Origin of the sequence: Sideroxydans sp. CL21 (genome assembly GCF_902459525.1) — a bacterium.
In the GTDB taxonomy this organism is placed as follows: domain Bacteria; phylum Pseudomonadota; class Gammaproteobacteria; order Burkholderiales; family Gallionellaceae; genus Sideroxyarcus.
In genome coordinates this window covers 1,111,278-1,135,708 of the sequence record NZ_LR699166.1, presented here as the reverse complement: position 1 = coordinate 1,135,708, position 24,431 = coordinate 1,111,278, and the positions used below count along the sequence as shown (strand labels likewise).

The 24,431-nt window shown below is 55.4% G+C and carries 27 protein-coding genes; 15 read left to right on the top strand and 12 right to left on the bottom strand.

Annotation, left to right across the window (positions count from 1 at the left end):
- The first annotated feature begins 75 nt into the window (after positions 1–75).
- The 3 genes from QOY30_RS05385 to QOY30_RS05375 all read left to right on the top strand — a co-directional run bounded on the left by QOY30_RS05385 (position 76) and on the right by QOY30_RS05375 (position 1,502).
- Complete coding sequence (locus QOY30_RS05385; RefSeq protein WP_283743607.1) at positions 76–588, top strand: hypothetical protein; 513 nt, start codon at positions 76–78, stop codon at positions 586–588.
- Positions 585–926, top strand: a complete 342-nt coding sequence (locus tag QOY30_RS05380) for a hypothetical protein (RefSeq protein ID WP_283743606.1) — start codon at positions 585–587, stop codon at positions 924–926. Before QOY30_RS05385 ends, QOY30_RS05380 begins: the two co-directional genes overlap by 4 nt.
- A gap of 153 nt (positions 927–1,079) precedes the next feature.
- On the top strand, positions 1,080–1,502 hold the full coding sequence (locus QOY30_RS05375; protein WP_283743605.1) for a rhodanese-like domain-containing protein: 423 nt from the start codon (positions 1,080–1,082) through the stop codon (positions 1,500–1,502).
- A gap of 66 nt (positions 1,503–1,568) precedes the next feature.
- Here QOY30_RS05375 and QOY30_RS05370 read toward each other — a convergent pair whose 3' ends face one another.
- Positions 1,569–2,318 (bottom strand): MBL fold metallo-hydrolase, encoded by a 750-nt coding sequence (locus tag QOY30_RS05370; protein WP_283743604.1) that lies wholly within the window; start codon positions 2,316–2,318, stop codon positions 1,569–1,571.
- A gap of 837 nt (positions 2,319–3,155) precedes the next feature.
- Here QOY30_RS05370 and QOY30_RS05365 point away from each other — a divergent pair.
- The 6 genes from QOY30_RS05365 to QOY30_RS05340 all read left to right on the top strand — a co-directional run bounded on the left by QOY30_RS05365 (position 3,156) and on the right by QOY30_RS05340 (position 6,832).
- Positions 3,156–3,764, top strand: a complete 609-nt coding sequence (locus QOY30_RS05365) for a PAS domain-containing protein (protein WP_283743603.1) — start codon at positions 3,156–3,158, stop codon at positions 3,762–3,764.
- A gap of 480 nt (positions 3,765–4,244) precedes the next feature.
- The gene (locus QOY30_RS05360) at positions 4,245–4,502 is read left to right on the top strand and encodes a KTSC domain-containing protein (protein ID WP_283743602.1); all 258 of its coding nucleotides are present in this window, start codon (positions 4,245–4,247) and stop codon (positions 4,500–4,502) included.
- Between the two features lie 499 nt (positions 4,503–5,001).
- On the top strand, positions 5,002–5,211 hold the full coding sequence (locus QOY30_RS05355; RefSeq protein WP_349496679.1) for a DUF3079 domain-containing protein: 210 nt from the start codon (positions 5,002–5,004) through the stop codon (positions 5,209–5,211).
- Positions 5,212–5,490: 279 nt separating this feature from the next.
- Entirely contained in the window at positions 5,491–5,664 is a 174-nt protein-coding gene (locus QOY30_RS05350; protein WP_283743601.1) for a CsbD family protein, read from the top strand.
- 144 nt (positions 5,665–5,808) lie between these two features.
- Positions 5,809–6,000, top strand: a complete 192-nt coding sequence (locus tag QOY30_RS05345) for a hypothetical protein (RefSeq protein WP_283743600.1) — start codon at positions 5,809–5,811, stop codon at positions 5,998–6,000.
- A gap of 256 nt (positions 6,001–6,256) precedes the next feature.
- Positions 6,257–6,832, top strand: coding sequence for a rhodanese-like domain-containing protein (locus QOY30_RS05340; protein ID WP_283743599.1), 576 nt, complete (start codon positions 6,257–6,259; stop codon positions 6,830–6,832).
- Positions 6,833–6,850: 18 nt separating this feature from the next.
- Here the strand turns inward: QOY30_RS05340 and QOY30_RS05335 are convergent, their stop codons facing one another.
- Together QOY30_RS05335 and QOY30_RS05330 are read right to left on the bottom strand one after the other, a co-directional pair.
- The gene (locus QOY30_RS05335) at positions 6,851–7,507 is read right to left on the bottom strand and encodes a thiopurine S-methyltransferase (protein WP_283743598.1); all 657 of its coding nucleotides are present in this window, start codon (positions 7,505–7,507) and stop codon (positions 6,851–6,853) included.
- A gap of 196 nt (positions 7,508–7,703) precedes the next feature.
- Positions 7,704–8,372 (bottom strand): ankyrin repeat domain-containing protein, encoded by a 669-nt coding sequence (locus QOY30_RS05330; RefSeq protein ID WP_283743597.1) that lies wholly within the window; start codon positions 8,370–8,372, stop codon positions 7,704–7,706.
- A gap of 127 nt (positions 8,373–8,499) precedes the next feature.
- On the opposite strand from QOY30_RS05330, the gene QOY30_RS05325 reads away from it, so the two are divergent.
- Both QOY30_RS05325 and QOY30_RS05320 read left to right on the top strand, forming a co-directional pair.
- Positions 8,500–9,912, top strand: a complete 1,413-nt coding sequence (locus QOY30_RS05325) for an NAD-dependent succinate-semialdehyde dehydrogenase (RefSeq protein ID WP_283743596.1) — start codon at positions 8,500–8,502, stop codon at positions 9,910–9,912.
- Between the two features lie 227 nt (positions 9,913–10,139).
- Complete coding sequence (locus QOY30_RS05320) at positions 10,140–11,909, top strand: ATP-binding response regulator (protein ID WP_283743595.1); 1,770 nt, start codon at positions 10,140–10,142, stop codon at positions 11,907–11,909.
- Positions 11,910–11,927: 18 nt separating this feature from the next.
- Here QOY30_RS05320 and QOY30_RS05315 read toward each other — a convergent pair whose 3' ends face one another.
- Complete coding sequence (locus QOY30_RS05315) at positions 11,928–12,356, bottom strand: hypothetical protein (protein WP_283743594.1); 429 nt, start codon at positions 12,354–12,356, stop codon at positions 11,928–11,930.
- A 37-nt stretch (positions 12,357–12,393) separates the two neighbouring features.
- Entirely contained in the window at positions 12,394–16,473 is a 4,080-nt protein-coding gene (gene purL / locus QOY30_RS05310) for a phosphoribosylformylglycinamidine synthase (protein WP_283743593.1), read from the bottom strand.
- Positions 16,474–16,581: 108 nt separating this feature from the next.
- Between purL and QOY30_RS05305 the strand changes: the two genes are divergently transcribed.
- The 4 genes from QOY30_RS05305 to QOY30_RS05290 all read left to right on the top strand — a co-directional run bounded on the left by QOY30_RS05305 (position 16,582) and on the right by QOY30_RS05290 (position 19,249).
- Positions 16,582–17,436 carry an NAD(P)H-hydrate dehydratase gene (locus QOY30_RS05305; RefSeq protein ID WP_283743592.1) on the top strand — a complete coding sequence of 285 codons (855 nt, stop codon included), beginning with the start codon at positions 16,582–16,584 and terminating at the stop codon, positions 17,434–17,436.
- A gap of 15 nt (positions 17,437–17,451) precedes the next feature.
- Positions 17,452–17,982 (top strand): DUF2937 family protein, encoded by a 531-nt coding sequence (locus tag QOY30_RS05300; protein ID WP_283743591.1) that lies wholly within the window; start codon positions 17,452–17,454, stop codon positions 17,980–17,982.
- Entirely contained in the window at positions 17,979–18,734 is a 756-nt protein-coding gene (locus QOY30_RS05295) for a fused MFS/spermidine synthase (protein WP_283743590.1), read from the top strand. The genes QOY30_RS05300 and QOY30_RS05295 overlap by 4 nt, the downstream gene beginning before the upstream one ends.
- A gap of 119 nt (positions 18,735–18,853) precedes the next feature.
- The gene (locus QOY30_RS05290) at positions 18,854–19,249 is read left to right on the top strand and encodes a DUF2934 domain-containing protein (protein WP_283743589.1); all 396 of its coding nucleotides are present in this window, start codon (positions 18,854–18,856) and stop codon (positions 19,247–19,249) included.
- Here QOY30_RS05290 and QOY30_RS05285 read toward each other — a convergent pair whose 3' ends face one another.
- The 7 genes from QOY30_RS05285 to QOY30_RS05255 all read right to left on the bottom strand — a co-directional run bounded on the left by QOY30_RS05285 (position 19,250) and on the right by QOY30_RS05255 (position 24,426).
- Positions 19,250–19,567 (bottom strand): DUF190 domain-containing protein, encoded by a 318-nt coding sequence (locus QOY30_RS05285; protein WP_283743588.1) that lies wholly within the window; start codon positions 19,565–19,567, stop codon positions 19,250–19,252.
- A 9-nt stretch (positions 19,568–19,576) separates the two neighbouring features.
- Positions 19,577–19,960 (bottom strand): fluoride efflux transporter CrcB, encoded by a 384-nt coding sequence (gene crcB, locus QOY30_RS05280; RefSeq protein ID WP_283743587.1) that lies wholly within the window; start codon positions 19,958–19,960, stop codon positions 19,577–19,579.
- Positions 19,957–20,295 carry a YkgJ family cysteine cluster protein gene (locus QOY30_RS05275; RefSeq protein WP_283743586.1) on the bottom strand — a complete coding sequence of 113 codons (339 nt, stop codon included), beginning with the start codon at positions 20,293–20,295 and terminating at the stop codon, positions 19,957–19,959. The genes crcB and QOY30_RS05275 overlap by 4 nt, the downstream gene beginning before the upstream one ends.
- Positions 20,292–21,617 carry a 30S ribosomal protein S12 methylthiotransferase RimO gene (rimO, locus tag QOY30_RS05270; RefSeq protein ID WP_283743585.1) on the bottom strand — a complete coding sequence of 442 codons (1,326 nt, stop codon included), beginning with the start codon at positions 21,615–21,617 and terminating at the stop codon, positions 20,292–20,294. Before rimO ends, QOY30_RS05275 begins: the two co-directional genes overlap by 4 nt.
- Before the next feature lie 229 nt (positions 21,618–21,846).
- Positions 21,847–22,449 carry a nitroreductase family protein gene (locus QOY30_RS05265; protein ID WP_283743584.1) on the bottom strand — a complete coding sequence of 201 codons (603 nt, stop codon included), beginning with the start codon at positions 22,447–22,449 and terminating at the stop codon, positions 21,847–21,849.
- An 85-nt stretch (positions 22,450–22,534) separates the two neighbouring features.
- A complete protein-coding gene (locus QOY30_RS05260; RefSeq protein ID WP_283743583.1) occupies positions 22,535–23,146 on the bottom strand; it encodes a response regulator transcription factor in 612 nt (203 codons plus the stop codon).
- Entirely contained in the window at positions 23,143–24,426 is a 1,284-nt protein-coding gene (locus QOY30_RS05255; protein WP_283743582.1) for a PAS domain-containing sensor histidine kinase, read from the bottom strand. Before QOY30_RS05255 ends, QOY30_RS05260 begins: the two co-directional genes overlap by 4 nt.
- Positions 24,427–24,431: the final 5 nt, after the last annotated feature.

Genomic DNA, 24,431 nt, shown 5'->3' with positions numbered 1-24,431 from the left:
TCTCTTGATTGCATGTCTCACCTTACTTTACCGGCCTTTCCCTGGAATCATTTCGTTTCGAGCGGGGAAAACCGAATGAGAAACTTCATACTGCTGCTGGTACTCGTTTCGGGATTGCTGGCCGGATACTTTATCGGCGATTACCGTGGCAGGGATGCACGCGAAGCGCTTGGCAAGGCAATCGAAACCGGCAAGACGCTCGAAACGGAACGTATGACAACCATCTCCCGGCTCAAGACAGAACTGGAAAGCATCGACGAAAAGCAACGGCAAGAACTTGCCGCGATACGCAAGGACAACGACGCACGAATGGCCGGATGGCGCCGTAAAAATTCAGAACTGGCAAACACGATCACGCATACAACCGCAACTCTCGCCGAATCCGATAACAGGCTGAAATCGCTCATTAGCCAGCGAGACAGCGCGAGCGGAGCCGAAAAGGCCAAAATCGAACTGGAAATCGCGCGCCTGCAGAAAGAACGGGGAAACCTGCAGCAGGAAAGCGCGGGCGATGCATGCCTGCAAGCCCGTGCTCCACACAGCGTAGTTGAGGCGCTGAATGAAACGAATGTAGCGGAGAGTAAATGATGAAAACATTCAGGAGATCGTCGGGATTCATTTGTTCAAGACTCACGCCAATGTTGTTGGCCAGTCTGTTCATGGCAGGATGCAGAACCGTGCCCGTTGTTCCCCATGCCGTCGGTTGCGATGCCAGCGCGCAGCTGCTGGCAAGCAAATGTCTGCCGCCCAGACAGCTTGAAGACAACGCGACGTTCGCCACGGTGGTCGACACCATGCAGGCCGATCGCCAAGCCCTGCGGGAGTGCGGCATGACAGTCGATGCATTGATCAAGACCATCAGGCAATGCAATCACGCAACGGATGAGTACAACAAAAAGATAGACGCCATCAACAGCGCAAAATAGGGAACCCCATGTTCCGCATATGCCGGGACATGCCTCCATACCCCTTGTACCAGTAGCATTGACATGCCCCGATCAAGTCCCCTACAGTTCGTCCCAGTTGCAAATCCGAACTTCGCAATCATCCCTCGTTACTCATGAAAGAAAGAACCAACAATGTATAACTTATTCAAACCCGAACAACCTGCCGGCCTGATGGATTTCGTACGCGCTGCGAAATCCTGCATCACCGAAATCACTCCTGCGGAGCTCAAGGCCAAGCTGGATGCCCGGGAAGACCTTTTGCTTGTCGATGTGCGCGAAGCAGCCGAGTTCGAGCACGGACATATTGCCGACGCGCATCTCGTACCGCGCGGCATCATCGAGGCTGCCGCCGACACCAGTTACCCCAAGCATTACCCGCCCCTGTCCGGCGCACGCGATCGGCAGGTTGTCGTCTGCTGTGCCACCAGCGGCCGTTCGGCCATGGCGGCTGCCGTGCTGCAGATGATGGGTTATAAGAAGGTGATCAACCTTGCCGGAGGCATGGCACGCTGGGAAGCTGAAGGTATGCCGCAAGTCCGCGAGGCGGAATACTAAAGAAGGCGGCTTGACCCATGACAAGCGGAGAGGGCTCTTTGCTTGTCAGTTTATGCGGTCTGCAGGTCAACCCTGATGGCTGACACCCATTGACTCGCAATACTGCTGCAGATTCTCAGGAACGTCCGGCGGGCAGGTTCCGCAGGCTTTGTTCCCGGGCACCGCGTAGTCGATAAACTTGGGATAGCTGAGCTTCATCCCCTGCATGATCTTCACGAATTCCTCCAGGTTTTTCCGGTTCCCGATATTGGGGTTGCGTGTTTTTTCCTGCTCGATGGTGGAAACGCGACGGCCCTGATAATCATGTGCCGGAAATACCAGCGTATCCGCAGGCAGGGTAAACAGTTTTTGCGTGATCGTCCGGTATAAGGTCTCCGCATCCCCGCTTTGAAAATCCGTACGGCCACATCCGTCGATAAGCAAAGCATCACCTGTGAAAATGCGGTCGTCCGCCAGATACGAGAAATGATTGTCGGTGTGTCCGGGAGTGTGCAACGGGTCGATCAGGATGCTCCCAACCTGCAAACGCGTGCCTTCGTACAGCGGGACATCGGTGCAGGGTAGTTTGTCCAATGACGGACCTGCAATTTTGCTCCCGACCATTTGCTTGAGCTTGCTGGCCGCGGTGATATGGTCTGCGTGAATGTGCGTATCCAGCGTATAGACTAGCTTCAACCCCAGCCCGTTTATCACCTCCAGATCGCGTTCCCAGGCAGGCATTGCCGGATCGATCAGAATGGCCTGGCCTGTAATCTGGCAGCCCAGCAAGTAGGTATAGGTGCTCGAAATCGGTTCAAACAGCTGCCGGAATATCATGGATAAACCTCGATTATTATTTGGAAGCATTTGATGCGCACGGACTACAAGTTCATCGAATTCGTGCGGATGGTACGGTTATACGCAGCCTTGATGACTGCTCAGGATCGGGACTTTACATCCTCGATTTTGGAAACCTCGACAATCGGGCTGTGGATTTCACTTTGTTCAACTTGGGGATCCAAGGGCAATTCAGCTTTGACCTCCTTTTTAGCTTCATCTTTTGCTTTGAAGTACATTTCCCACCGTGCTAAAAAACTTTTTGAGCACATATATCCCCCTCGTTTTTAATCAGCCGCCCTGAACAGAGTAGCGATAATTTGTTACGAATATACCCGAGGAACATGAAGTATTCAGTACGGTAACGAACACTGCGATTGGACAAAGGCTGTGCCCGGTAACCGGACTGCTTAACGCAAATTTTACATGCAGGGTTGCAACGCATGTTTCCCCGGCAACTTCATTGACATATCCCTTCCGCCTCCCCTACAGTAAGACCCACTTGCATATCCGCCACAGACACATCAACACCGCACGTACGGTGTGAGGCTTACAGCGGAATCCCCGGTACGAGACCGCTGGCCCAAGGATATCTTTCACGCATGGGAAGCGTCGCAACGACACACCAGTTACCAAAGGGGAACCACTTGAAAAATCAATCTCTACACGACCACCAAATAATCGCAATGCAACGAGCTTATTCGCCGCGAGCCCCGGCACGAATGCGATATCTCCAACACCAGAGTTTTCAAAATTAACGACTGATCTTGTTTCTCAGACACAGGAATGGAACAGGTAGTTTCCCTATTAAAAAAACTTAACGAAAATGAACCAGCCATGTTTAAACGCTCAATAGCCCACCTAAAAAAACACGACAGGGAAAACCAGCAGTCGGTCAGAAGATTGCTGGTCGTATTGATTGGATCTGTATTCTTCATTGAAACATTTTTGATGGGAGCATTGGCTCTGCTTCCGCCCATGTCGGAAACGTTGGCCGCCCTGCTGGATGCGGCATTGCTGTCCCTGCTGCTGTTCCCCATATTTTACTATCTTATATTTCGTCCTTTGGTCCGGAACATTGCAAAACGCGAGCAGGTTGAGGAAGATTTGCGCATTGCAGCTGTCGCTTTCGAAATCAAGGATCCAACCCTGATCACCGATGCAAAAGCCAACATCATCCGCGCCAACCGGAAGTTATTGGACAAGTTGGGCTACAACATGGAAGAAATCGTCGGGAAGAATCCTCGCATCTTCAAATCCGGACTGCATGATCGAAAATATTACGAGCAACTTTGGAAGCAGCTATTGCAGACCGGCCACTGGAGTGGGGAAATCCGCATCAGGAGCAAGGAAGGTCGCATCCTCCATCCATTCTGGCTGACGATAACCGCAGTAAAGAACGAACAACAGGAAACCACCCATTACATCGGCATCTACAATTTCTGACGATCCCGGCCGCCAGATTCAAGGAATGCCGAACAAATTCCCTCTCCTACCGTGAGAGGGCAAAGCAGACATAATCGGCGTCTCCTTTAATTTATTTTTATCTACACCGACACACTGCATACCCTCTGACAACTTCATTGACACTACGCAAGTAACTCACATAAAGTGCGTCCGAGTTGCAGATCCGCGACTCGCACACCGCAACGCAAGTTCGGTGCGGGACTCTCGGCGGCATCCCGGGAACAGGAGGTCTGGCGCAAGACGTTACCCGTGTGACTGGGAAGCCTCATTGCCAATAGCATCACTTGCTCAAAAGGGTGGATGTGGTTCATAGCGACGGACGCGTGATCAGCTTCGTCGGCAAGTCTGGTTTTATGGATAAAAACTGGCTACATTGAATGCCGGATGTTCTCGCTATTCAGTCAACGGCAATGTCGTGTGGTCTAAATAGTTAACTACCGGAACCCCAGAACGATGGAAATGAAAAAAATCAATTCCGGCAAACTGCGCGCCATCGGCTACGACGTGCGATCACGCATGCTGCAGGTACAGCTCGACAATGGCGACACGCTGCAATACAGCGGCGTCGGAGAGGACATCTGGCGCCGACTCGGCAGCTCGGGGGCGGCCTGGAGCTTTTATCGCGACAACATCGAAGAGGAATTCACGGTGCAGAAAGTCTCCGCAGGTGCGCCTGCCCGGAGAAATCCGCTGGATGATCTGTTCAATCAGAAGTAGTGCGATGCTGCCATGGTAAATTGATGTCAGTTTTCAGCGGGCGAGGCAGACATCTGAATGTCGCAGTTTCGCGTTCCAAGCTTCATGCGGATAACGCAAGAAGATATCTGAGTGATCTATAGTTCAAAGCCGCGTCTCGGCGATCGTTTGGATAACCCGAATCAATTCGAACCGAGCATCGCACCGCTGCCTGTTTCTTCTTGGTGATCTCGTATCTTTCCATTGGAACCCCCGCTTTCCGTAATGATATCCGGGCTGGCTTCCCATCCCCCTTTAAACATGTATAATATATACATGTTTATGTTATTGCATAATGAGCAGGAAGAACGGATACAAATTTCGGAGTAAGAACGCGATGATCAGGGCTGAAAATTAAATGGGCTGCCCACCTTGCAAATATTCATCTGGAAATAAATGAGTATCCATAGAGGCAAAGAACACAAAGGTTAACCGATAGATACGTATCGTCACTCAATTGCCAAGTCTTAAGAAATGTAAAATGGCCAAAAAATTCCCAATACATCCGGCACACCCTGAGCGGATTTGCTGGGGTTGTGACAAATATTGCTCTGTGGATTCTATGAATTGCGGCAACGGTTCGGATCGTGCGCAGCATCCGATTGAGTTGTTTGGAAGTGACTGGTTCGAATTTGGAAAAGAAGAAGCTGATACACCCGATAAAGAACAAAAGGGCTCAGCATCGCAATAGATTCCCATTGGTGACGTTACTTGCCAATTCAGCAGAGATCCCGCGACCCGCTGCACCCCGACGGGCATTGCAACGCTTCTCCGACGCAAGGCCGGATATAACCTCCGCCCCATCAATATCGCATCCGGCACAATCAAGACATGCAGTTATTTCCGAACTATGGAATCACCCTTGTCACCACCTTGCTTGAGTTCGTTGCCGCACAGATTTGCGGCATCTTTTCATTCAATCTGAAACTCCAGCAGGGCTAACCTGCCAATTTGAATGGAGAACATGATCATGAACAAGAATCAAATCAAAGGTGCTGCAAAAGATGTCGTCGGCAAGGTGCAGGAAGAAGCCGGCAAACTGGTCGGCAGCAAGGAACAGCAAGTCAACGGCCTCAATAAACAAATCGCGGGCAAAGCCGAAAAATCCTTTGGCGATGCAAAAGAAGCCGTCAAGCGTTTTTGAATTGTTACGGTGACGCTCAATTGCAGCGGCGAGCTGCCACTTGGTGTTTCCGCGCTAACAACAACTTTAGCCGTTCAGCTTGAGACATGCACCTTCACTGATACGGAGGCTGTACGCTCATTACATCATCGGGAGAATTCAAAAATGAAGATTCAAAAAACCATCAGTGTGACCCTCATCATGTGTGGAATCATTGGGATGCTGTCTGCCTGCCAGAAGGAAGGCCCGGCAGAAAAAGCCGGCAAAGCAGTCGATAACGCAGTCGATAAAACCGGCCAGCAGATTGAAAAAGCCGGAGACAAGATTCAGGACGCCAGCAAAGGCGACAAGAAGTAGATATCAGGCGCGAGGAAACTGAAGTAGCGTGTTTGATTCGGCGCATCCCGGACAATATTTACCGACAAAGGCGACCGGGGTCGCCTTTCTTGTTGCAGGAGAGGTGCATCATCGTTTCCTGGGTGCAAGAATGTGGCCAATCATATTTCGACAGGCCTGTCCCGAGCCGGGTCGAAGGGCTCAACGCGAACGGACTCATCAATATCGACTCCGGTACAATCAAAACCTTCATGACATTTTCAGGCAAATAATCGCCATGACCGACTACAACATATACGCAGGCACGCCAACGGTGGAAGTGCAGCACCTTGGCAAACTCGTAACGATAGAACGCGAACAGGACCCGGCAGCGACGATCAGGCCGGATTATGCCGTCATCGCACGCAAGTGCCCGCCGTACTGCATCCAACCTATGCAGCTGGCGCCGGGACTGGAAACGCTGGGCGAACTGGAAGTGCTGGACTGCCTGAAGCGCATACGCCAGGGCGAAAGCAAACTCATGGTCGTCGATTCCCGCACCCCGGACTGGTATGCGAAGGGCACCATCCCCGGCGCAGTCAACATCCCCTATGCGCAGAACATGGCAGGCTTGGCCACAGACCTGCCCGGCGTAAAGAAGACACTGATCGAATCGTTTGGCGTGAAGGAAGCAGCTGGAGCTTACGACTTCAGCGCCGCCTGCTCGGTTGCGATCTTCTGCAATGGCCCATGGTGCGGACAGACACCGAACTACATCCGCACCCTGCTTGCCCTGGGTTACCCTGCCGACAAGCTAAAATGGTATCGCGGCGGCATGCAGGACTGGTGCTCGCTGGGGCTTACTGTCATTTGAGCGTGATGGCTACTCCCGCTAGCGCAAAGTCAGCAGGAAAATACTTTCCTCCATGCGGCTCACACCGCGCTGCACGAAGCGCGGATTTTCCGGCAGCGTATCTTTTTGTGCCAACAGGCGTATCTCGGCATATTTGCCGTAGAGCGCCTCGACTTCGCTTACCGACACCGCAAACGGAGGCCCCTGCATTTCCGCCTGGAGATAATCGAAAGTGACGAGGAGAATTTTCGTCGCAGGGGGCAATATCTCCACCAGGTGGCGCGCATAACGTTCGCGCATGTCAGGCGGCAACGCCACCAGCGATGCCCGGTCGTACACCGCACTTACGTTCGCAAGGTCTTGCCTGTTCAAGTCGAAAAAATCCCCGCACAGGATGCGAATGCCGTCTGCCTCGCAGGTCTCGAACTTGCCGCTTTTCGCATGCGTCGGTGATTTTTTGTTTTCCTTGAAAAAATCCTGCACCGCGATGGAGCTCAGCTCCACTCCCAGCACTGTATCTCCCTGCTGGCGCAGCCACACCATATCCTGACTTTTGCCGCACAGCGGCACGAACACTTCGCCGTGGCCCGAGGCAGGCAACTCTTTCCAGAATTGTCGCAAATACGGATTGATCTCGTCCTGGTGAAAACCGATCTCACCACGTTCCCAGCGCTCCAGCCAAAATTCTTTTTTCATGGTTGCACCTTTATCGTTTAGAAATGCCTCAAAAGAAGTCGCAAATTTTACAGGGGATCATGAATGAATAAAGCGACCCAATGGTCGCTTTATTCTCATCACTGAACTTTATGGCTTTACGACGATGGAACCTTCAAGTGTCGCCAATTCCATATCTGGAGCATGGGTTTCCATGTTTAATTTCTGTAACGACCTTTCAAGTTTCCGACCTGCCATAAATCGCACCATAATTATTATGGGCGTTAATGAGTATCTCCTCGGTTTGAATGAACTTCATTTTTGCCAAGGCCACATCCAGCGGAGTTTTTCCCTCTGCATTCTCTTTTTGAAAGTCTGCCCCATAACCGATGAGTAACCGAACGATTTCGGGATAACCTTTCTCGGCTGCCAAATGCAATGGAGTCGTACCGTTAAGGGTGAAATTGACGTTTGCATTCATGGCCAACAGCCGCTGCACGGAAGACTTGTCCCCTTTTTCAATTGCCGCAAGCAAGGCCTGACGCACATCCCCGATCTCCGGCAGAGGCAATTCTTTATCGGTTGGCAACCAGTTCATGAAACGATTCAGCAGTGTGATCGTAACAATCACACCCAGCGATACCAGCAATGCCAGTTGGCTGATACCCAACATGGATGCCATTTCTGCCGGAAGATTGGCGCCGATTGCCAGAATTGAAATCGTTAACAACAGCAACATCTGCAAGTAGCGGAACATTGCTACAACGACCAGCGTAGCCAAAGCGACCAACAATATCTTTCTATCGACCACGTTACCCAGAATGGAGTCCGGAATATTGGCAATAAAACTCATCACTGAAGCTGCCAGCAGTACAACCACTTCTTTGGTTTGGAAATGTATCTTCAAAATATTCCCCTTTCTGCAATATCGAGAATAATTGCGGCACGAGAATAATGGGTATCAACTGGGTTTTTCATCCGAAACGACAAACGGACTACCAAATTCGGATAAATGGTTAATATGGATTCCCCGGATGAATGAAATCACTGGCTATCTGACAAATCCAAAAAGCACAAACACCATGCCCTTTATAAGCCGCAATCCAGCTAACAATCAGGTGATCCAATCCCACAACAGTTGGGATGTTGATCTTTTAAATAGAACATTGGCCAAAGCGCACAGCGCGCAGCAAAACTGGGCGTCAATCCCTTTTTCCCGGCGCGCCGAAATTCTGCGTAATGCAGCGACCCGGCTGCGCGCGCAGCTTGGGCAATTTGCGACCCTCATCACGCTGGAAATGGGCAAGCCGCTGCACGAAGCGCGTGCCGAAGTCGAGAAATGCGCGGGTGCCTGCGACTTCTATGCCGAACAAGCTGAAGGTTTTCTGCGTGACGAACCGATTCCATCGGATGCCTGCAAAAGTTATGTCGCGCAATACCCGCTCGGCGTGGTGCTGGCCGTCATGCCGTGGAACTTCCCTTTCTGGCAAGTGTTCCGCGCTGCCGCGCCAGCCTTGATGGCAGGCAATGCAGTCGCGTTGAAGCATGCGCCCAACGTGCCGCAGTGTGCCCTTGCGATTGCGGAGATCTTCCGCGACAGCGGCTTGCCGGAAGGATTGTTTGCAAACCTGATGATCGAGGTCGAGCATGTAGCCGGGGTGATCGCCAGCCCGCATATTCATGCAGTCACGCTCACCGGATCGGAAGCTGCAGGACGAAAAGTGGCCGCAAGTGCCGGCCAGCACCTGAAAAAATGCGTGCTGGAATTGGGCGGCTCCGATCCGTTCATCGTTCTGCACGACGCCGACCTGGACTTGGCTGTCGACATGGCGGTTGCCTCGCGCTACCTCAATTGCGGACAATCTTGCATCGCGGCAAAGCGATTCATCCTCGTGCCGCAGATCGCGGATGAATTTTTGCTCCGCCTCAAAACGAAAGTGGAAGCGCTCAAGCTCGGCGACCCGATGGACGATGCCACACAGATCGGCCCCATGGCGCGCCTCGACCTGCGTGACAACCTGCATCGGCAAATCACCGAATCCATTGCCCAAGGGGCAATTGCAGTGACCGGGTGCAAGCCGGTCGAGCGCGAGGGTTTTTTCTACCAGCCTTCCATTCTGGATCGCGTCACCGCCAAAGTCTGTGCTTACCACGAAGAGCTGTTCGGGCCGGTGGCCATCGTGATTCGCGCCGCGAGTGAAACGGATGCACTGAACATCGCGAACGAGACCAGATTCGGGCTTGGTTCATCGATCTGGAGCAAAGACGTGGCGCGGGCCGAACAATTGGCGGCGCACATCCAGGCCGGATGCACCTTCATCAACGGCATGGTCAAATCCGACCCGCGTTTGCCGTTTGGCGGCATCAAGTCTTCGGGTTACGGGCGCGAGCTGTCCAGGCTGGGGATACATGAATTTGTGAATGCGAAGACGGTATGGATCCGATAGGTCGGCAATAGAGGGCTGTTTCAGAGTGGCCAGGACAGGCCACAACTGAAAAGTCGCCCCGCTCCGGTCGTTTCATTATTTATTTCCGCCATGTGACAGCAGTCGGAATTCATCGAACGGATCTTGCGGCATCTGTTTGACAGGCCTGTAGCCTCGCCCCCAATATAAGGGGGCTGCGATCAGAAGCTGTTCGATAACGATTCATTTCCTTGCGTGACCTAGACTTCATGAGTGAACACTTTCTGCAGAAATCGACAGACGATGCCATCAAGGCCGAGCAGGTCAAGGCCTTTTACGCAGAATCCAATATCCATAATCTGGCTGGAGCAGTGGTTTTCTCATTGGTTTTGATCGCGGTCTACCAATTCGTATCTCCCTGGAAATATGCGCCGTCGCTGGTGATGGTCTATTTGGCGACCATCATGCGCAGCTATTACATCCACCGCTATCACCTCACACCCGAATTCAGGAGTCCCGATCATTGGGGAAAACTGCAAACAGGGTATTCAGCGCTGGCGGGCCTGGGCTGGGGGATAGGCTTTACCTTGATGATGCCATCCTTGCCTCCGGAATATCAGCTGTTCATCCTGACGGTCAGCGCTGTTTCTTCCGCATCGTCAGTCTCGGAGGGATTCTCCTACGTCTGGCCATCGCGCGTGTTTGTAATTGCCACGCTCGTTCCGCTAATGATCTGGCTGGCAACTGTGGGAGACCAGTTGCACACGATCCTTTTCATCCTGTTGCTGATTTTTCTCCCGATGTCGCTATGGCTGAGCTTTACGAGAAACCATATATTTGCCCATGCAGTGGAACTGCGTCTGCAAAATGAGTTGCTGATCAAGGAATTGATACAGCAACGCGATCTGGTGGAACAGGCGAGCCGGGACAAGACCCGTTTCCTCGCTTCTGCCAGCCATGACCTGCGCCAGCCGCTGTCGGCGCTGGTGCTGTTTCTCGACTTGCTCGGTGCGGACAGGCAATTGTCCAGCCAGAGTCAGAGCATGGTGCTGCGAGCGCACCAGGCGGCAAATTCCCTGAGCGGACTGCTGATGACCCTGCTGGATATCTCGAAGCTGGATGCCAGCATCGTCAAACCGAATCGCTGCTCTTTTGCTGTTCAGCTTTTATTCAAGGAGCTGGAGAATGAGTTTTTGCCGGTCGCGCAGAACAAAGGCATTCAATTGTCCTTCGTGTTCAGTTCTGCGCTGATCGACAGCGATCCTGTCTTGCTGGGACAGATTCTGCGCAATCTGATTTCAAATGCGCTGCGCTATACCGATTCCGGACGCATTGTGGTGGGGTGTCGGCACAAGCGCGACATGCTGTCCATCGAGGTGCACGATACCGGCATCGGCATCGCTTCGGATCAGCACCAGGCCATCTTCAGGGAGTTCTACCAGATCGGGAACAAGGAGCGCGACCGGCAAAAGGGCCTGGGGTTGGGGTTGGCGATCGTCAAACGCACGGTAGAACTGCTCGGACATGGCATCAGCTTGCATTCCCATCCTGGCAAAGGTTCCTGCTTCGCTGTCATCGTGCCGATGGCGCAGGATTTGATGAATGAAGGCACATTGCCATTCAGGGCCGAAAGCGTTCAAGCCGAATTCAACACTCGCGGCCAACGCATCGCCATCATAGAGAACGAAGAAGACATCCGCGTCGGCATGCAAAACGTCCTGCAAAGCTGGGGCTGCGATGTCATCGCTGCCAATTCAGCCGACGCGATCATGAGCATGCTCGAACACGACCGGAAGCCCGTGACGGCAATCATTTCGGATTTTGGGTTGAGCGATTCGAGCAACGGTATCGATGCAATTGCCCTATTACGGCAACGCTATAGCGCCAGCCTGCCCGCTCTCCTGATCACAGGCGATACCACCAGGGAAACATACGTGGCAGCCCAGGAGGCCAACTTGCCCTTGCTTTACAAACCGGTCAAAGCAGAAGTTCTGCGCACGGCTCTCGTCGGAATCATGCAACCGGTTGCAGTTGCGTGATCCTGATTCAGGGAACGCTCACCCTGCCAATTTTTTTGCATTCTGGAACATGCGCAACCATGCGCCGTTCTTTTGCCAATCCGACTTGGCAGGAAGGGGGTTTTCGGCACGGGAAGAAGATTGGCTGGACAGTGGTTCGACCGGCTCCGCGGTCTTGAGCACGATGCTGCAGAGCTCGGAAAAGATCGGCGATCGCGGGTTCGCTTGATAGTGCTTCTGGCTTCCCACGCGTTTGACTGTCACCAAACCGCTTTCGTCCAGGCGTTTCAACTCACGCTGCACGGCACCGGAACCGCCGCCGGATAAGCCGATCAACTCGGTGGCAAAAAAACTGCGCTCCGGTTGCCCAAACAATAATCCCAGCACACGCTGCTGTGTATTTGAAAACAGCGCAGCAGATAAACTGGTGTGCTGGATGGCAGCGGAAGTTTTAGCTCTTATGCCCATATTGGGCATCTTACTACCCAATATGGGTATGTCAACCCTACCCCACCCACTTCCTTGCATTCTGGAACATGCGCAGCCATGCGCCGTTCTCCTGCCACTCCTTCGGATACCAGGAGTTCTGCACCGCACGGAACACGCGTTCCGGGTGGGGCATCATGATGCTGAAGCGGCCGTCCGGCGTGGTGAGTCCGGTAATGCCTTGCGGTGAGCCATTGGGGTTGAGCGGATAGGTTGTCGTCGGTTTACCGTAGTGATCGACATAACGCAGCGTGACCAGAGGTTGTACGTCATGCAGGCGCCTGGCGTTGCCGAAGTCGGCATAGCCTTCGCCGTGCGCGACGACGATGGGCATGCGGCTGCCGACCATGCCATCGAACAGGATGGAAGGCGTCTGCTGCACTTCCACCATGACGAAGCGCGCTTCGAACTGTTCCGACTGGTTGCGCGCGAAGTGCGCCCAGTTCTCGGCACCGGGAATGATCTCGTGCAGGTTGCTCATCATCTGGCAGCCGTTGCACACACCCAATGCGAAGGTATCGCTGCGTTTGAAGAAGGCTTCAAACTCGTCGCGTGCCCTCGGGTTGAACAGGATGGATTTTGCCCACCCCTCGCCCGCACCCAGCACGTCGCCGTAGGAGAATCCACCGCAGGCCACGAAGCCTTTGAAATCGGCCAGTTTCACGCGGCCGCTGATGATATCGCTCATATGCACGTCCACCGAAGTGAAGCCGGCGCGGTCGAAGGCGGCGGCCATCTCGACGTGGCCGTTCACGCCCTGCTCGCGCAGGATGGCCATCCTGGGACGCGAAGTAAGCACCGCCGCTGCCGTTCGTCCTGAGCTTGTCGAAGGATGGGCAGAAGTAGGCGGTTCGACAGGCTCACCGCGAACGGTATAAGGGTTCTCGTTCGGGTCGTAATTCAGCTTGATATGCAGGCCCGGATCCTTCGCATCCAGTGTGCGGTCGTACTCCTGTTGGGCGCAGGCCGGGTTGTCGCGCAGTTTCTGCATCTGGTACGTTGTCTCGGACCAGATTCGGCGCAGCGTGATGGCGTTATCACTGAACAAATTAGTCTTGCCGCGCGTAATGTTGATGATGCCGCCGGTGTTGAGGCGCGCCACTTCGTACACACTGCCCAGCCCCGCATCTTCACACTGCACGAAGATGTCGGCCAGATCGTCGCAATGCACTTGCACCAGCGCGCCGAGTTCTTCGTTGAATAATATGCCGAGGTCGTCGCCCTTGCATTCGTCCAGGCGGATGTCCAGGCCGATGTGCGAAGCGAAACTCATCTCGCACAGGGATGCCAGCATGCCGCCGTCGGAACGGTCGTGGTAAGCCAGAAGCTTTCCTTCGCGGTTGAAGCGCTGGATAAGATTGAAGAAGGCCTTGAGTTTCTTGGCATCGTCCACGTCCGGCGCGACATCGCCGACTTGCTTGTACACCTGAGCCAGCGCCGAGCCGCCCATGCGATTCTTGCCGCTGCCGAGATCGAACAGCAGCACGACAGTGTCGGTGTCGGCCGCAAGTTGCGGAGTAAGTGTCTTGCGCGCGTCGGTGCATGGGGCGAAAGCGGTGACGATGAGCGACAGCGGCGCGGTGACGGCTTTGCTCTGCTCGCCCTCTTTCCAGGTGGTCTTCATCGACATCGAATCTTTGCCCACCGGGATGCTGATGCCGAGCTGCGGGCACAACTCCATGCCCACGGCCTTGACGGTGTCGAACAGCGCTGCGTCTTCACCGTGGTGTCCGGCGGCAGCCATCCAGTTGGCGGAGAGCTTGATATCGCCGATCTTGCCGATCTGCGCGGCGGCGATGTTGGTGATCGCCTCGCCGATGGCCATGCGGCCCGAGGCCGGCGCGTTGAGCACGGCGATGGGCGTGCGTTCGCCGAGCGCGAAGGCTTCGCCCAGATAGGTGTTGTAGCCCATCAGCGTGACGGCGACATCCGCCACCGGCACTTGCCACGGGCCGACCATCTGGTCGCGCGCGGTCATGCCGCCCACGGTACGGTCGCCGATGCTGATCAGGAAGGTCTTGTCCGCCACGGATGGCAGGCGCAGTACGCGCTCGATGGCTTCTTTAAGCACGATGTTGCCGGTGTCGAACTTGGGCAGCATGACCTGCTCGCGCGTCACTTTGCGCGTCATCTTCGGCGGCTTGCCGAGCAATACGGAGAGCGGCATGTCCACCGCGTTGTTGCCGAATTCTTCGTCATGCACCACGAGCTGGTCTTCGCGGATGGCCGTGCCCAGCACAGCGAAGGGACAGCGCTCGCGTTCGCACAATGCCTGGAATTCCAGCACGCGCTCGACCGGGATCGCCAGCACGTAGCGCTCCTGCGCCTCGTTGCTCCATATCTGCATCGGCGTCATGCCGCGTTCTTCGCTGGGCACCGAGCGCAGCTCGAAGTGCGCACCCTTGCCGCCGCCATGTACCAGTTCCGGCAAGGCATTGGAAATGCCGCCCGCACCGACGTCGTGGATGGAAAGAATGGGATTGTTGTCGCCCATCTGCCAGCAGCGGTCAATGACTTCCTGCGCGCGACGCTGCATCTCGGGATTGCCGCGCTGCACGGAATCGAAATCGAGGTTTTCGGCGTTGGCGCCGGTATCCATGCTGGAGGCCGCCCCGCCGCCGAGGCCGATCAGCATGCCCGGACCGCCGAGCTGGATCAGTACGGCGCCATTCGGCAGCTCGTGCTTGTGCGTGTGCTGCGCAGCGATGCTACCGACCCCGCCCGCCAGCATGATGGGTTTGTGGTAGCCGCGCACTTCTCCGTTGACTTGTTCTTCGAAGGTGCGGAAGTAACCTGCCAGGTTGGGGCGGCCGAATTCGTTGTTGAACGCGGCGCCACCGAGGGGGCCGTCGATCATGATCTGGAGCGCTGAGGCAATGCGGGAGGGCTTGCCGTAAGTATGGGAAGGGTTTAAGGGGGAAAGGATCGCACCTTCGGTGCTCAAGGGTAAAGTCAAAAGCGGAGCGGCGGATTTTCCCTTATCCCTTCCCTCTTCCCCCTTCTCAAATATTTCCCAAGGCTGCACAAACCCTGGAATACACAAATTGGAAACGGAAAAGCCCGTCAAGCCAGCCTTGGGCTTGGAACCGGTACCGGTCGCCCCTTCGTCCCGGATCTCGCCGCCGGAGCCGGTCGCCGCCCCCGCGAACGGCGCGATGGCGGTCGGGTGGTTGTGCGTCTCGACCTTCATCAGGGTGTGCGTGAGCTCCTTGCTGAAGGCATAGCTGCAGTCCTTGCGCGGATAGAAACGCTCAATCTCGGCACCCTCAATGACGGAGGAGTTATCCGAGTAGGCGACCACAGTGCCTTCGGGGTGCAACTTGTGCGTGTTGCGGATCATGCCGAACAGGGAGATGGTCTGCTGTTGGTCGTCGATGATCCAGTCGGCGTTGAATATCTTGTGGCGGCAGTGTTCGGAGTTGGCCTGCGCGAACATCATCAGCTCGACATCGGTGGGGTTGCGCTCCAGCTTGGTGAAATTTTCCACCAGATAGTCGATCTCGTCGGCGGAAAGTGCCAGGCCCAGTTTGCGGTTGGCGGCTTCCAGTGCCGCATTGCCGCCTTTGAGTATGTCCACCGTGGACAGCGGCTGCGGCGTGCCGTGTTTGAATATCCTGTCTTCGATGCCTGTCCCGAGCTCAGCCGAAGGGCCTGCGATGTCGCTGACCACCGATTCCGTCATGCGGTCGTGCAACAGCGGCAGCACAACTTTCTTTTCCGCGTCAGTCAGCGGCTTGCCGCTCTTGGTCTTCAGGTAGTACAGCACGCCGCGCTCGATGCGCGTCACCTGCGGCAGCGCACAGTGACGCGCGATGTCGGTGGCCTTGGACGACCAGGGCGAGATGGTACCGAGGCGCGGCACGACCAGCAGGCTGGATATCTTGCCTTTGAACTCCGGTTCGCCCGCGGCTTTGTCCAGGCCGAGCAGACGATTCAGCAAACCGACATCGGTTGCAGACAACTCGGAGGACAGTTCGGTGAAATAACAGTGGCGTGTGTCTTCGAGGGTGACGCCGGATTTCGTGGCATTCAGCGCGGTGCGCAGTTTGTCGAGGCGGAAGGCGGAAAGTGCGGGTTTACCTATCGAGGTGCGGAACATGGCGAGATAGCGCGATGAAATAACGAGGCCGGATTATACTATGCGCATCCGTTTAACCTAAGCCGTCAGTACCCGAAAGCGCGCCTGACGAAACCCGAGAGTCCTCTTATGCCCACAGCCCGCCCCGCCACTATCACCAGCAAACAAGTTGCCACCTTCCTCAAACCCCGCCCCAAAGACAGCCACAAAGGCCTGTTCGGCACGGTCACGGTGATCGGCGGTGCCGAAGGCATGCTCGGCGCGGCGCTGCTGGCCGGACGGGCATCGCTCAAGATGGGCGCGGGTTGCGTGCATGTCGGTCTGCTGGCGGACAAGATGCCTATGGTAGACATGCGGGTACCGGAATTGATGCTGCACCCGGCCGGCGCGGCCCTGGCATCGACCAAGCCGGATGTGCTGGTGATCGGCTGCGGCCTGGGACGCAGCCTGTCTGCGCAAAAGCTGCTGTACGACGCGCTGCTGCTGGATATAGCGCTGGTAGTGGATGCCGATGCGCTCAACCTCATCGCCCAGCGCCCCGACCTGCGCAGCATGCTGCACGGACGCAAGGCACCGGCAGTATTCACGCCGCATCCCGGCGAGGCCGCGCACCTGCTGGCTTGCAGCACGGAAGACATCCAGAAGGATCGTGCCGCGGCGGTGCGTGAACTCGCCAGACGCCTGAACGGCAGCGTAGTGCTGAAAGGCGCAGGCAGCTTGTGCGCCACGCGCGGCGGCAAGCTGCACATCAACCAGACCGGCAATCCCGGCATGAGCAGTGCCGGCATGGGCGACGTGCTGAGCGGCATGATCGCCGCCTTCATCGCGCAAGGCTTGGACGCGGACGAGGCACTACTGCTGGCCGTGCACTTGCACGGCGCGGCGGGTGACGAGTTGGCCAAGCAGCAAGCCACGCTGGGCATGAGCGCAACGGAAGTGACCGAGTGGGCGCGCTGGCTCTTGAACCGCATGGCACCGAAGTAAAGTATTCCCAAGGTCATGACCGCCGTCCTCTACCGCTACCTGATGATCATCGCGGCCTGCATCTCGCTGCTGATCGGGCTGCAGGTCCCCAATTTCGTCGATCAATACCAGAAGCGCGTGGATGCACATCTGCGCGAGGTAAGTATCAACTTGCTGCCGTACCAGGAGATCGCCAACAAGTACTTCAACGGCGACCTGAACAAGCTGATCGAGTTGCACCGCAACAGCGAGGTCCGTCCTTTCCAGGAAGAAGGGCTGGCGATAGCAAAGATGGTTGCGCGCAAACTGCGTTTCGAGACCGACATGGCCGCGCTGCAGACCAGCCTGCCGCTGAAGGCTCTGCATGTCCTGTTGCACGGCGACAAGGAAATGCTGGATGAAGCGATGGGACAGTACAGTTATGCCGTTCCATTGAACCAGGATGCGCTGGTGTTCGGCGCGTGCGCGGCGCTCGCCGTCCTGCTGTTGGTGGAGCTGTTGCTGGCACTGGCGCGCCTGGCTTTCAGAAAATTATCCCGTTCAGCCTCCCCCACCCCGACACAATGAGTTTTTCCATCGATATCAGCGAAGAGTCCGGCATCCGTTATTTGCACTTCGGTTCCACCTGGGTACAGGGCGCGATGCGCATCGCACGGCCCTGGCATCTGGAACTCGAATACACCAAGGAGATGATGGCGAGCCTGCTCATGCGCGACGATGCGCGCTTTCCGCGCAAGGTGCTGCTGATCGGGCTGGGCGCGGCTTCGCTTACCAAATTCATCTACCGCAATTGCCCGCTGGCGAAACTGACCGTGGTGGAGATCGAACCGCGCGTAGTGGCTGCAGCCAGGCAATTCTTCAAGCTGCCGGACGACCCCTTGCGCCTGAATGTTGTGATCGGTGACGGCGCAAAATTCATCGCTGAAAACGACAAGACTTACGATCTGATCCTGGTCGACGGTTTCGACGAGAATGCACGACCCGGCGAACTGGATACCTTGCCGTTCTATCAGATGTGCCGTTCACGCCTGAACGACAACGGCATCCTCGCCGTCAATCTGCTCGGACGCAGTCGCGGCTATACCGCCAGCCTGGAGCGACTGCGCGAAGCGTTCGAGACGCGCGCACTGGTTTTTCCTTCCTGCGAAAGCGGCAATGTGATCGCCCTGGCCGCGACGGGCGCGCCCATCCGCATCGACCTGGACGACCTCAAGGAGCACGCTGTGAGGCTGAAGGAGAATACCGGATTGAATCTGCTGCCGACCCTGACGCGCATCGAACAGGCCCAGACTTGTCCGGGTGGCGTGTTTTATCTTTGACACAAATAAATCACAGGCCGCCGGGCATTTGTGTTTAGAATTGGCAGCGAGGAAGATGCATAAAATTACAAGCTTCATTTTCCAAAACTAATGAACTTAAATTTTGAAAGGTAGCGATCATGGCCACAGCAAAGTCCACCACCGCAAAAAAACCCGCCGTCTCCAAACCTGCAACCAAGCCCGCTGCCGGGAAAACAACCGCTGCAGCAGCCACCCCCAAGGCGACCACCAAAAAGGTTGCGGCCAAGACAACGACAGCCAAAACCGCAACAGCCAAGAAACCGGCAGCAACGGTCAGCAAACCCGCTGCAGCGGAGAAGAAACCCGCCGCACCCGCCAAAACAGCGTCGGCCAAAGTGACTGCCGCACCAACGCCGGAACAACGCTACAGAATGGTTCAGGATGCAGCCTATTTCATCGCCGAGAAGAACGGCTTCAAGGCTGGTTCGATGGAATACTGGATCGCGGCTGAGGTTGAGATCGAAGCTTTGTTATCCGGCAAGGGGAAGAAGTAATCAGATTCCCGTCGTGCCGGATTCCACTGCGTAACGCACGTAGTGCAGTTGCAACTTCTCGGCAGCTATTGCGGCTAACAATCTGTCCGCATCCTTCATGTCGAGGATGAATTCGACCGCGACGGCGAGATTTCCTGCCAGTTCAAAGAAAGTCTCTTCACGCATGCGGCCGTGCTTGCCGTATCCGGCGATAGAGCGGAAGGCCGAGCCGCCGGGTATTTCCAGGTGTTGCGCGAGGCGCAGCAGCCATTCGTGCATCAGTTCATTATGGTGATGCTGCTTTTCGCTGACGTAGAATTTAAGCGCGACGGATTGCATATTCTCTCCCTATTGCTGTAACCATTTGAACGTTTGTATCCCGAACACCGTCATCAGCAACGAACCACCAAGGTGCGCCGCGATGATCGTCGTGCCCCAGGCATATTGCCCGCGCATCAGCAAAGTAACGGTCTCTGCCGAGAAAGTGGAAAAGGTCGTGAGTCCGCCAAGGAATCCTGTGATGGCAAACAAGCGCCATTCCGGCGACAAACTGGGGTAGTGCATGAAAAATGCGACCGCAAGTCCGACGAGATAACCGCCGATGAGATTAGCGGACAAGGTACCCAATGGCAGTTCGGATACTGTCGGGTTCAACCATATTCCCAATCCCCAGCGCAGCCACGCGCCGATGGCAGCACCCAGACCGACAGCAAAAAAGGCAAAAAAAGTCATGGCTCGATTGTAGCAGGAGGAGTCAGGCCTCGCAGCTTGAAGCAGCGCATGTTCGGCGAGCCGTCGAGCTCATAAACATTGAACTCGCGGCAAGGTGTGGGACGTTGCTCGTAGATGGAACAGGATACCTGTTTGCCAACCTCGCCCTGCAGGGCGACGCAACGCGGAGGATGGTTGTTGGTCCCTTTCATGCAAAGCAGGTGCTGGTGCACCTGCTCGGTCAGTTCGGCGGGAACGATGCCACCGGGGGTTTCGTTCGACTCACCCCAGTAGAACGAAACCCGGAAATAAGCGCAACAGGCGCCGCAAGTCAGGCAGGGATTCTCCTCACTCATGCTCGGACCACTTCACCCCACAGATCATGCTCATCGGAATCGGTGATCCTTACCGTGACGAACTCGCCGACTTCCAGCTCTTCACCGTCGATGTACACCAAACCGTCGATCTCCGGCGCATCTGCGGCGCTGCGCGCGACCGATCCGCCATCATCCACATCGTCCACCAGCACGGTCATGGTCTGGCCGACCTTCTTCGCCAGTTTTTCGGCGCTGATTTCTTCCTGCAGGTACATCAGGCGTGCCAGGCGATCTTCCTGCACATCGGGATCGACGTGATCCGGCAATGCATTTGCGACTGCGCCTTCCACCGGCGAATACTTGAAGGCACCGACACGATCCAGTTGTGCTTCCTCGATGAAGTCGAGCAACTCTTCGAATTCTTCTTCCGTCTCGCCGGGGAAACCAACAATGAAAGTACTGCGCAAGGTGATGTCCGGGCACACGCTGCGCCATTGCTGAATGCGCTTGAGCACATTCTCGCTGCTGGCCGGGCGCTTCATCAGCTTGAGGATGCGCTCGTTGGCATGCTGGAACGGGATATCGAGATACGGCAATATCTTTCCTTCCGCCATCAACGGGATGACTTCATCCACGCTCGGATAGGGATAAACGTAATGCAGGCGCACCCACACGCCGAGGCTGCCGAGCGCGTCCGCCAGTTCGGTCATGCGCGTCTTGAGCGGCTTGCCGTTCCAGAAGCCGGTGCGGTATTTAACGTCCACGCCGTAGGCCGAGGTGTCCTGCGAGATGACCAGCAGTTCCTTCACGCCGGACTCGACCAGTTTCTCCGCCTCGGTCATGACCTCGTGGATCGGCCGGCTTACCAGGTCGCCGCGCAGGCTGGGAATGATGCAGAAGGTGCAACGATGGTTGCAGCCTTCGGATATCTTCAGATAGGCGAAGTGTTGCGGCGTGAGGCGCACACCTTGCGGCGGTACCAGGTCGACATAGGGGTCGTGCAATCTGGGCAAGTATTGATGCACTGCGTTCATCACGGCATCGGTCTCGTGCGGCCCCGTGACGGACAGTACCTTGGGGTGTGTCTTTTGCACGATGTCGCCCTTGGCGCCGAGACAGCCGGTGACGATGACCTTGCCGTTCTCCTGCAGTGCTTCGCCGATGGCTTCCAGCGATTCCGCCACGGCACTGTCGATGAAGCCGCAGGTGTTCACCACCACCAGATCGGCTTCCTGGTAACTCGGCGTGATGACATAACCTTCGGCGCGCATGCGCGTGAGAATGTGTTCCGAATCCACCGTTGCCTTGGGGCAACCGAGCGATACGAAACCGATTTTGGGTGTTTTTTCTTTGATGTTCATGCTGTTTCGGTGCTGCACTTATTGAAAAGTCCGGGCATACAAGGCTACTGCGCCTGTTCCCGAAGGGGACGCTATTCTAACTGTTTCATACACGATGAATGGCGAATGTCTGGAAATGTGGTCCGGGCCGGCCTGTCAGGCTGACGGAAAGAAATTTTCAATATCGCGCATTAAGGGAATAAAACCGGCCCGGTCAAAACGACCTTCGGCAACATGACGACGCAACGGCTTATTGCTTCCAGGCCAGAACCAACGGTTCCTTTCTTGAAGTCGCGTCGGGTTCTCCTATTGGCACCCCCACGATGATGGGCGCAATGACAGTGTAAGAAGCGGGTATGCCGAGCTCTGTTTTCACCATGTTTATATTCAGGACCGAAACGGCAGAGCCAATGACACAGCTGCCGAGACCAAGGTCGCAGGCCGCCAGCATCAGATTCTCGGCTGCCAGCCAGCAATCGGCAACGACGAAGGGGCTCGTCGGCTTCGCACAAATGATGATTAAAGTGTTTGCCCCGTGGAACATGTCGAAGTCTGGTCTGGCAAAATGCTCGAACGAGTGCCGGACACCCTGGGCGTTGCGGTGACGCATCTCCTCGATGAATATCGGCTTGGCACGATCGGATAGCTGCCTCAATATTTGCCTGTTCTGTACCACGACAAATGCCCAAGGTTCCTCGTGCATGGCGGTGGGAGCACGCACAGCGGCTTCCAGCAGTGTCTGAATGTCGTTCTTGCTGATCTTGTCCGGCAAATACGCCCGGACGGAGCGCCGCGCAAGAATGGCCTCGAATATATTCCTTCCTCGCGGCTTTTCGATCGTTGGCGGCAACATGGTAGGCTCCTCCTAGTATGTTGCGCACGCTAACATTGAATGGCCGCCCGAAAAATCAGTATGAATACCTATGGGTGTGCAGAATCTATTTGGATTCCTGGTTTGAGGTGATGCGCGCGAGTTCGAGCATATTGGATGCGCCGGTTTTCTGCATGACGTGAGCGCGATGTATTTCCACCGTCCGGTAGCTGATGCCCAGACGCTGCGCAATTTCCTTGCTGGTATGTCCGGCGACGGCCAGTTTGAGAACCTCATTCTCGCGTTCGGTGAGCATGGCCAGCCTTGAGGCGATAGACTGCGAAGCCTCGGCTTGCTTCCGCAAGAGGGAACACTGTTCCATCGCCTCCTGAACACGGGACAGCAGCACCGCCCCTTTCACAGGTTTGGTCAAAAAGTCCATCGCACCCGCCTTGAGGGTGCGCACCGTTAACGGTATGGTTCCATGCCCTGAAAGAAAGATGATCGGCAGATTCAAGCCTCGCCGCGTCAATTCCTCCTGCAAGGCGGGGCCGTCCATGTCGGGCATGCTCACATCCAGAATGATGCAGCCATGGGTATCGGGGGTGCATATTTCCAGAAAATCTTCAGCGCCGTGAAAGGTGGCAACGGCATAACCGGCAGCTTCCAGTTGCATGCGCAGCGAGTCCAGCACAACCGCATCGTCATCCACAATAAATACGTAGCCGTAGTAGCTCATGATGCGAAGGGCAACGTCAGATGAAAAGTGGCGCCGGTACCGGCTTGCGGTTCAAACCAGAGTTTGCCGCCATTGGTCTCGACCAGAGAACGGCTAACTGCGAGTCCCATGCCTATGCCCTTGGCCTTGGTGGTAAAAAACGGCTTGAACAAACGATGCAAATCTTCCTCCTTAATGCCGGGTCCGTTGTCCTGTATCGTCACTTGGACGACTCCCTCATCCGGTATTTTTTTCACCGTCACGGAAATGACCGGCAGAGAAACACCGGCATCCCGCATGGCCTCCACACCGTTGTGCAACAGGTTGAACAGCACCTTTTGCACATGGGTACGACTGGCTCGAATCAATGGCAGCTCTTCGTCCTTTTGAAAAACATATTCAAACGCCAATTCATGTTCCGATCTTGCCGCATCGAGAACATCGAGTATCTCTTTATCAAGGTCGAACATTTCGGCCGTGAATTCCTGAATGTTCAAAAATTCGAGCAGATCGCGGATCGATTTCCCGGCACGGAGTGCTTGTCGCTCGCAGCCATCGATGGCTTTTCTGATTTTATCCAGATTGGGATCTTTGGATTTCAGCAACATGAGTGCTGCACTGCTATAAGATGCAATTGCGAGCAGCGGCTGATTCAACTCGTGTGCGATGGCTGCAACCGTTTGCGAGGTTGCATGCAGCATATGCAGATCGTCCATTTTCTTTCGACGCTCTTGTATTTCTTTTTCCATGCTTTGTTGTTCGGTGATATCGGAGATGACAATTCGCAACGGGGAATCATTTTCCGCCCCCATCCGCAAACCATCCAGTTTGGCCTGAAAGACTGAACCATCACCGCGCTTGATTGCCAGCTCGCAACTTTGTTTCACATTGCAATTTTGTATGGCCAAACAATGCCGATGCCACAGTTCAATGTCTTCGGATGTCAAAAAGTGGGCGAAGCTGCGGCGGATCAGCTTGTTGCGTTCCACACCCAGGAGTGCGGCAGCGGCAAGATTGGCCTCGATAATGATTCCCTCGCCGCTAAGCGTGAGATAACCGATGGGGAAAAAGTCATAAAGTTCCATATATCGGTCAAGGGACACCTTTGGCGCAATATGTGCATTCCGCAGTTCATCGTCATGACTCTTGGGTTCGATCTGGTGCGCCTGGAGTTCGTACAATTTTTCCCAGGTAGCGCGAGAATGTGCTTCCACCGGAGACGGGCGCAGGAGTTGTTCTTCGGCTTTCCTGCGAAGAGAATTTTGGATCTTCTTGCTAACCGATTTATCTTCTGGAGGCATCAAAG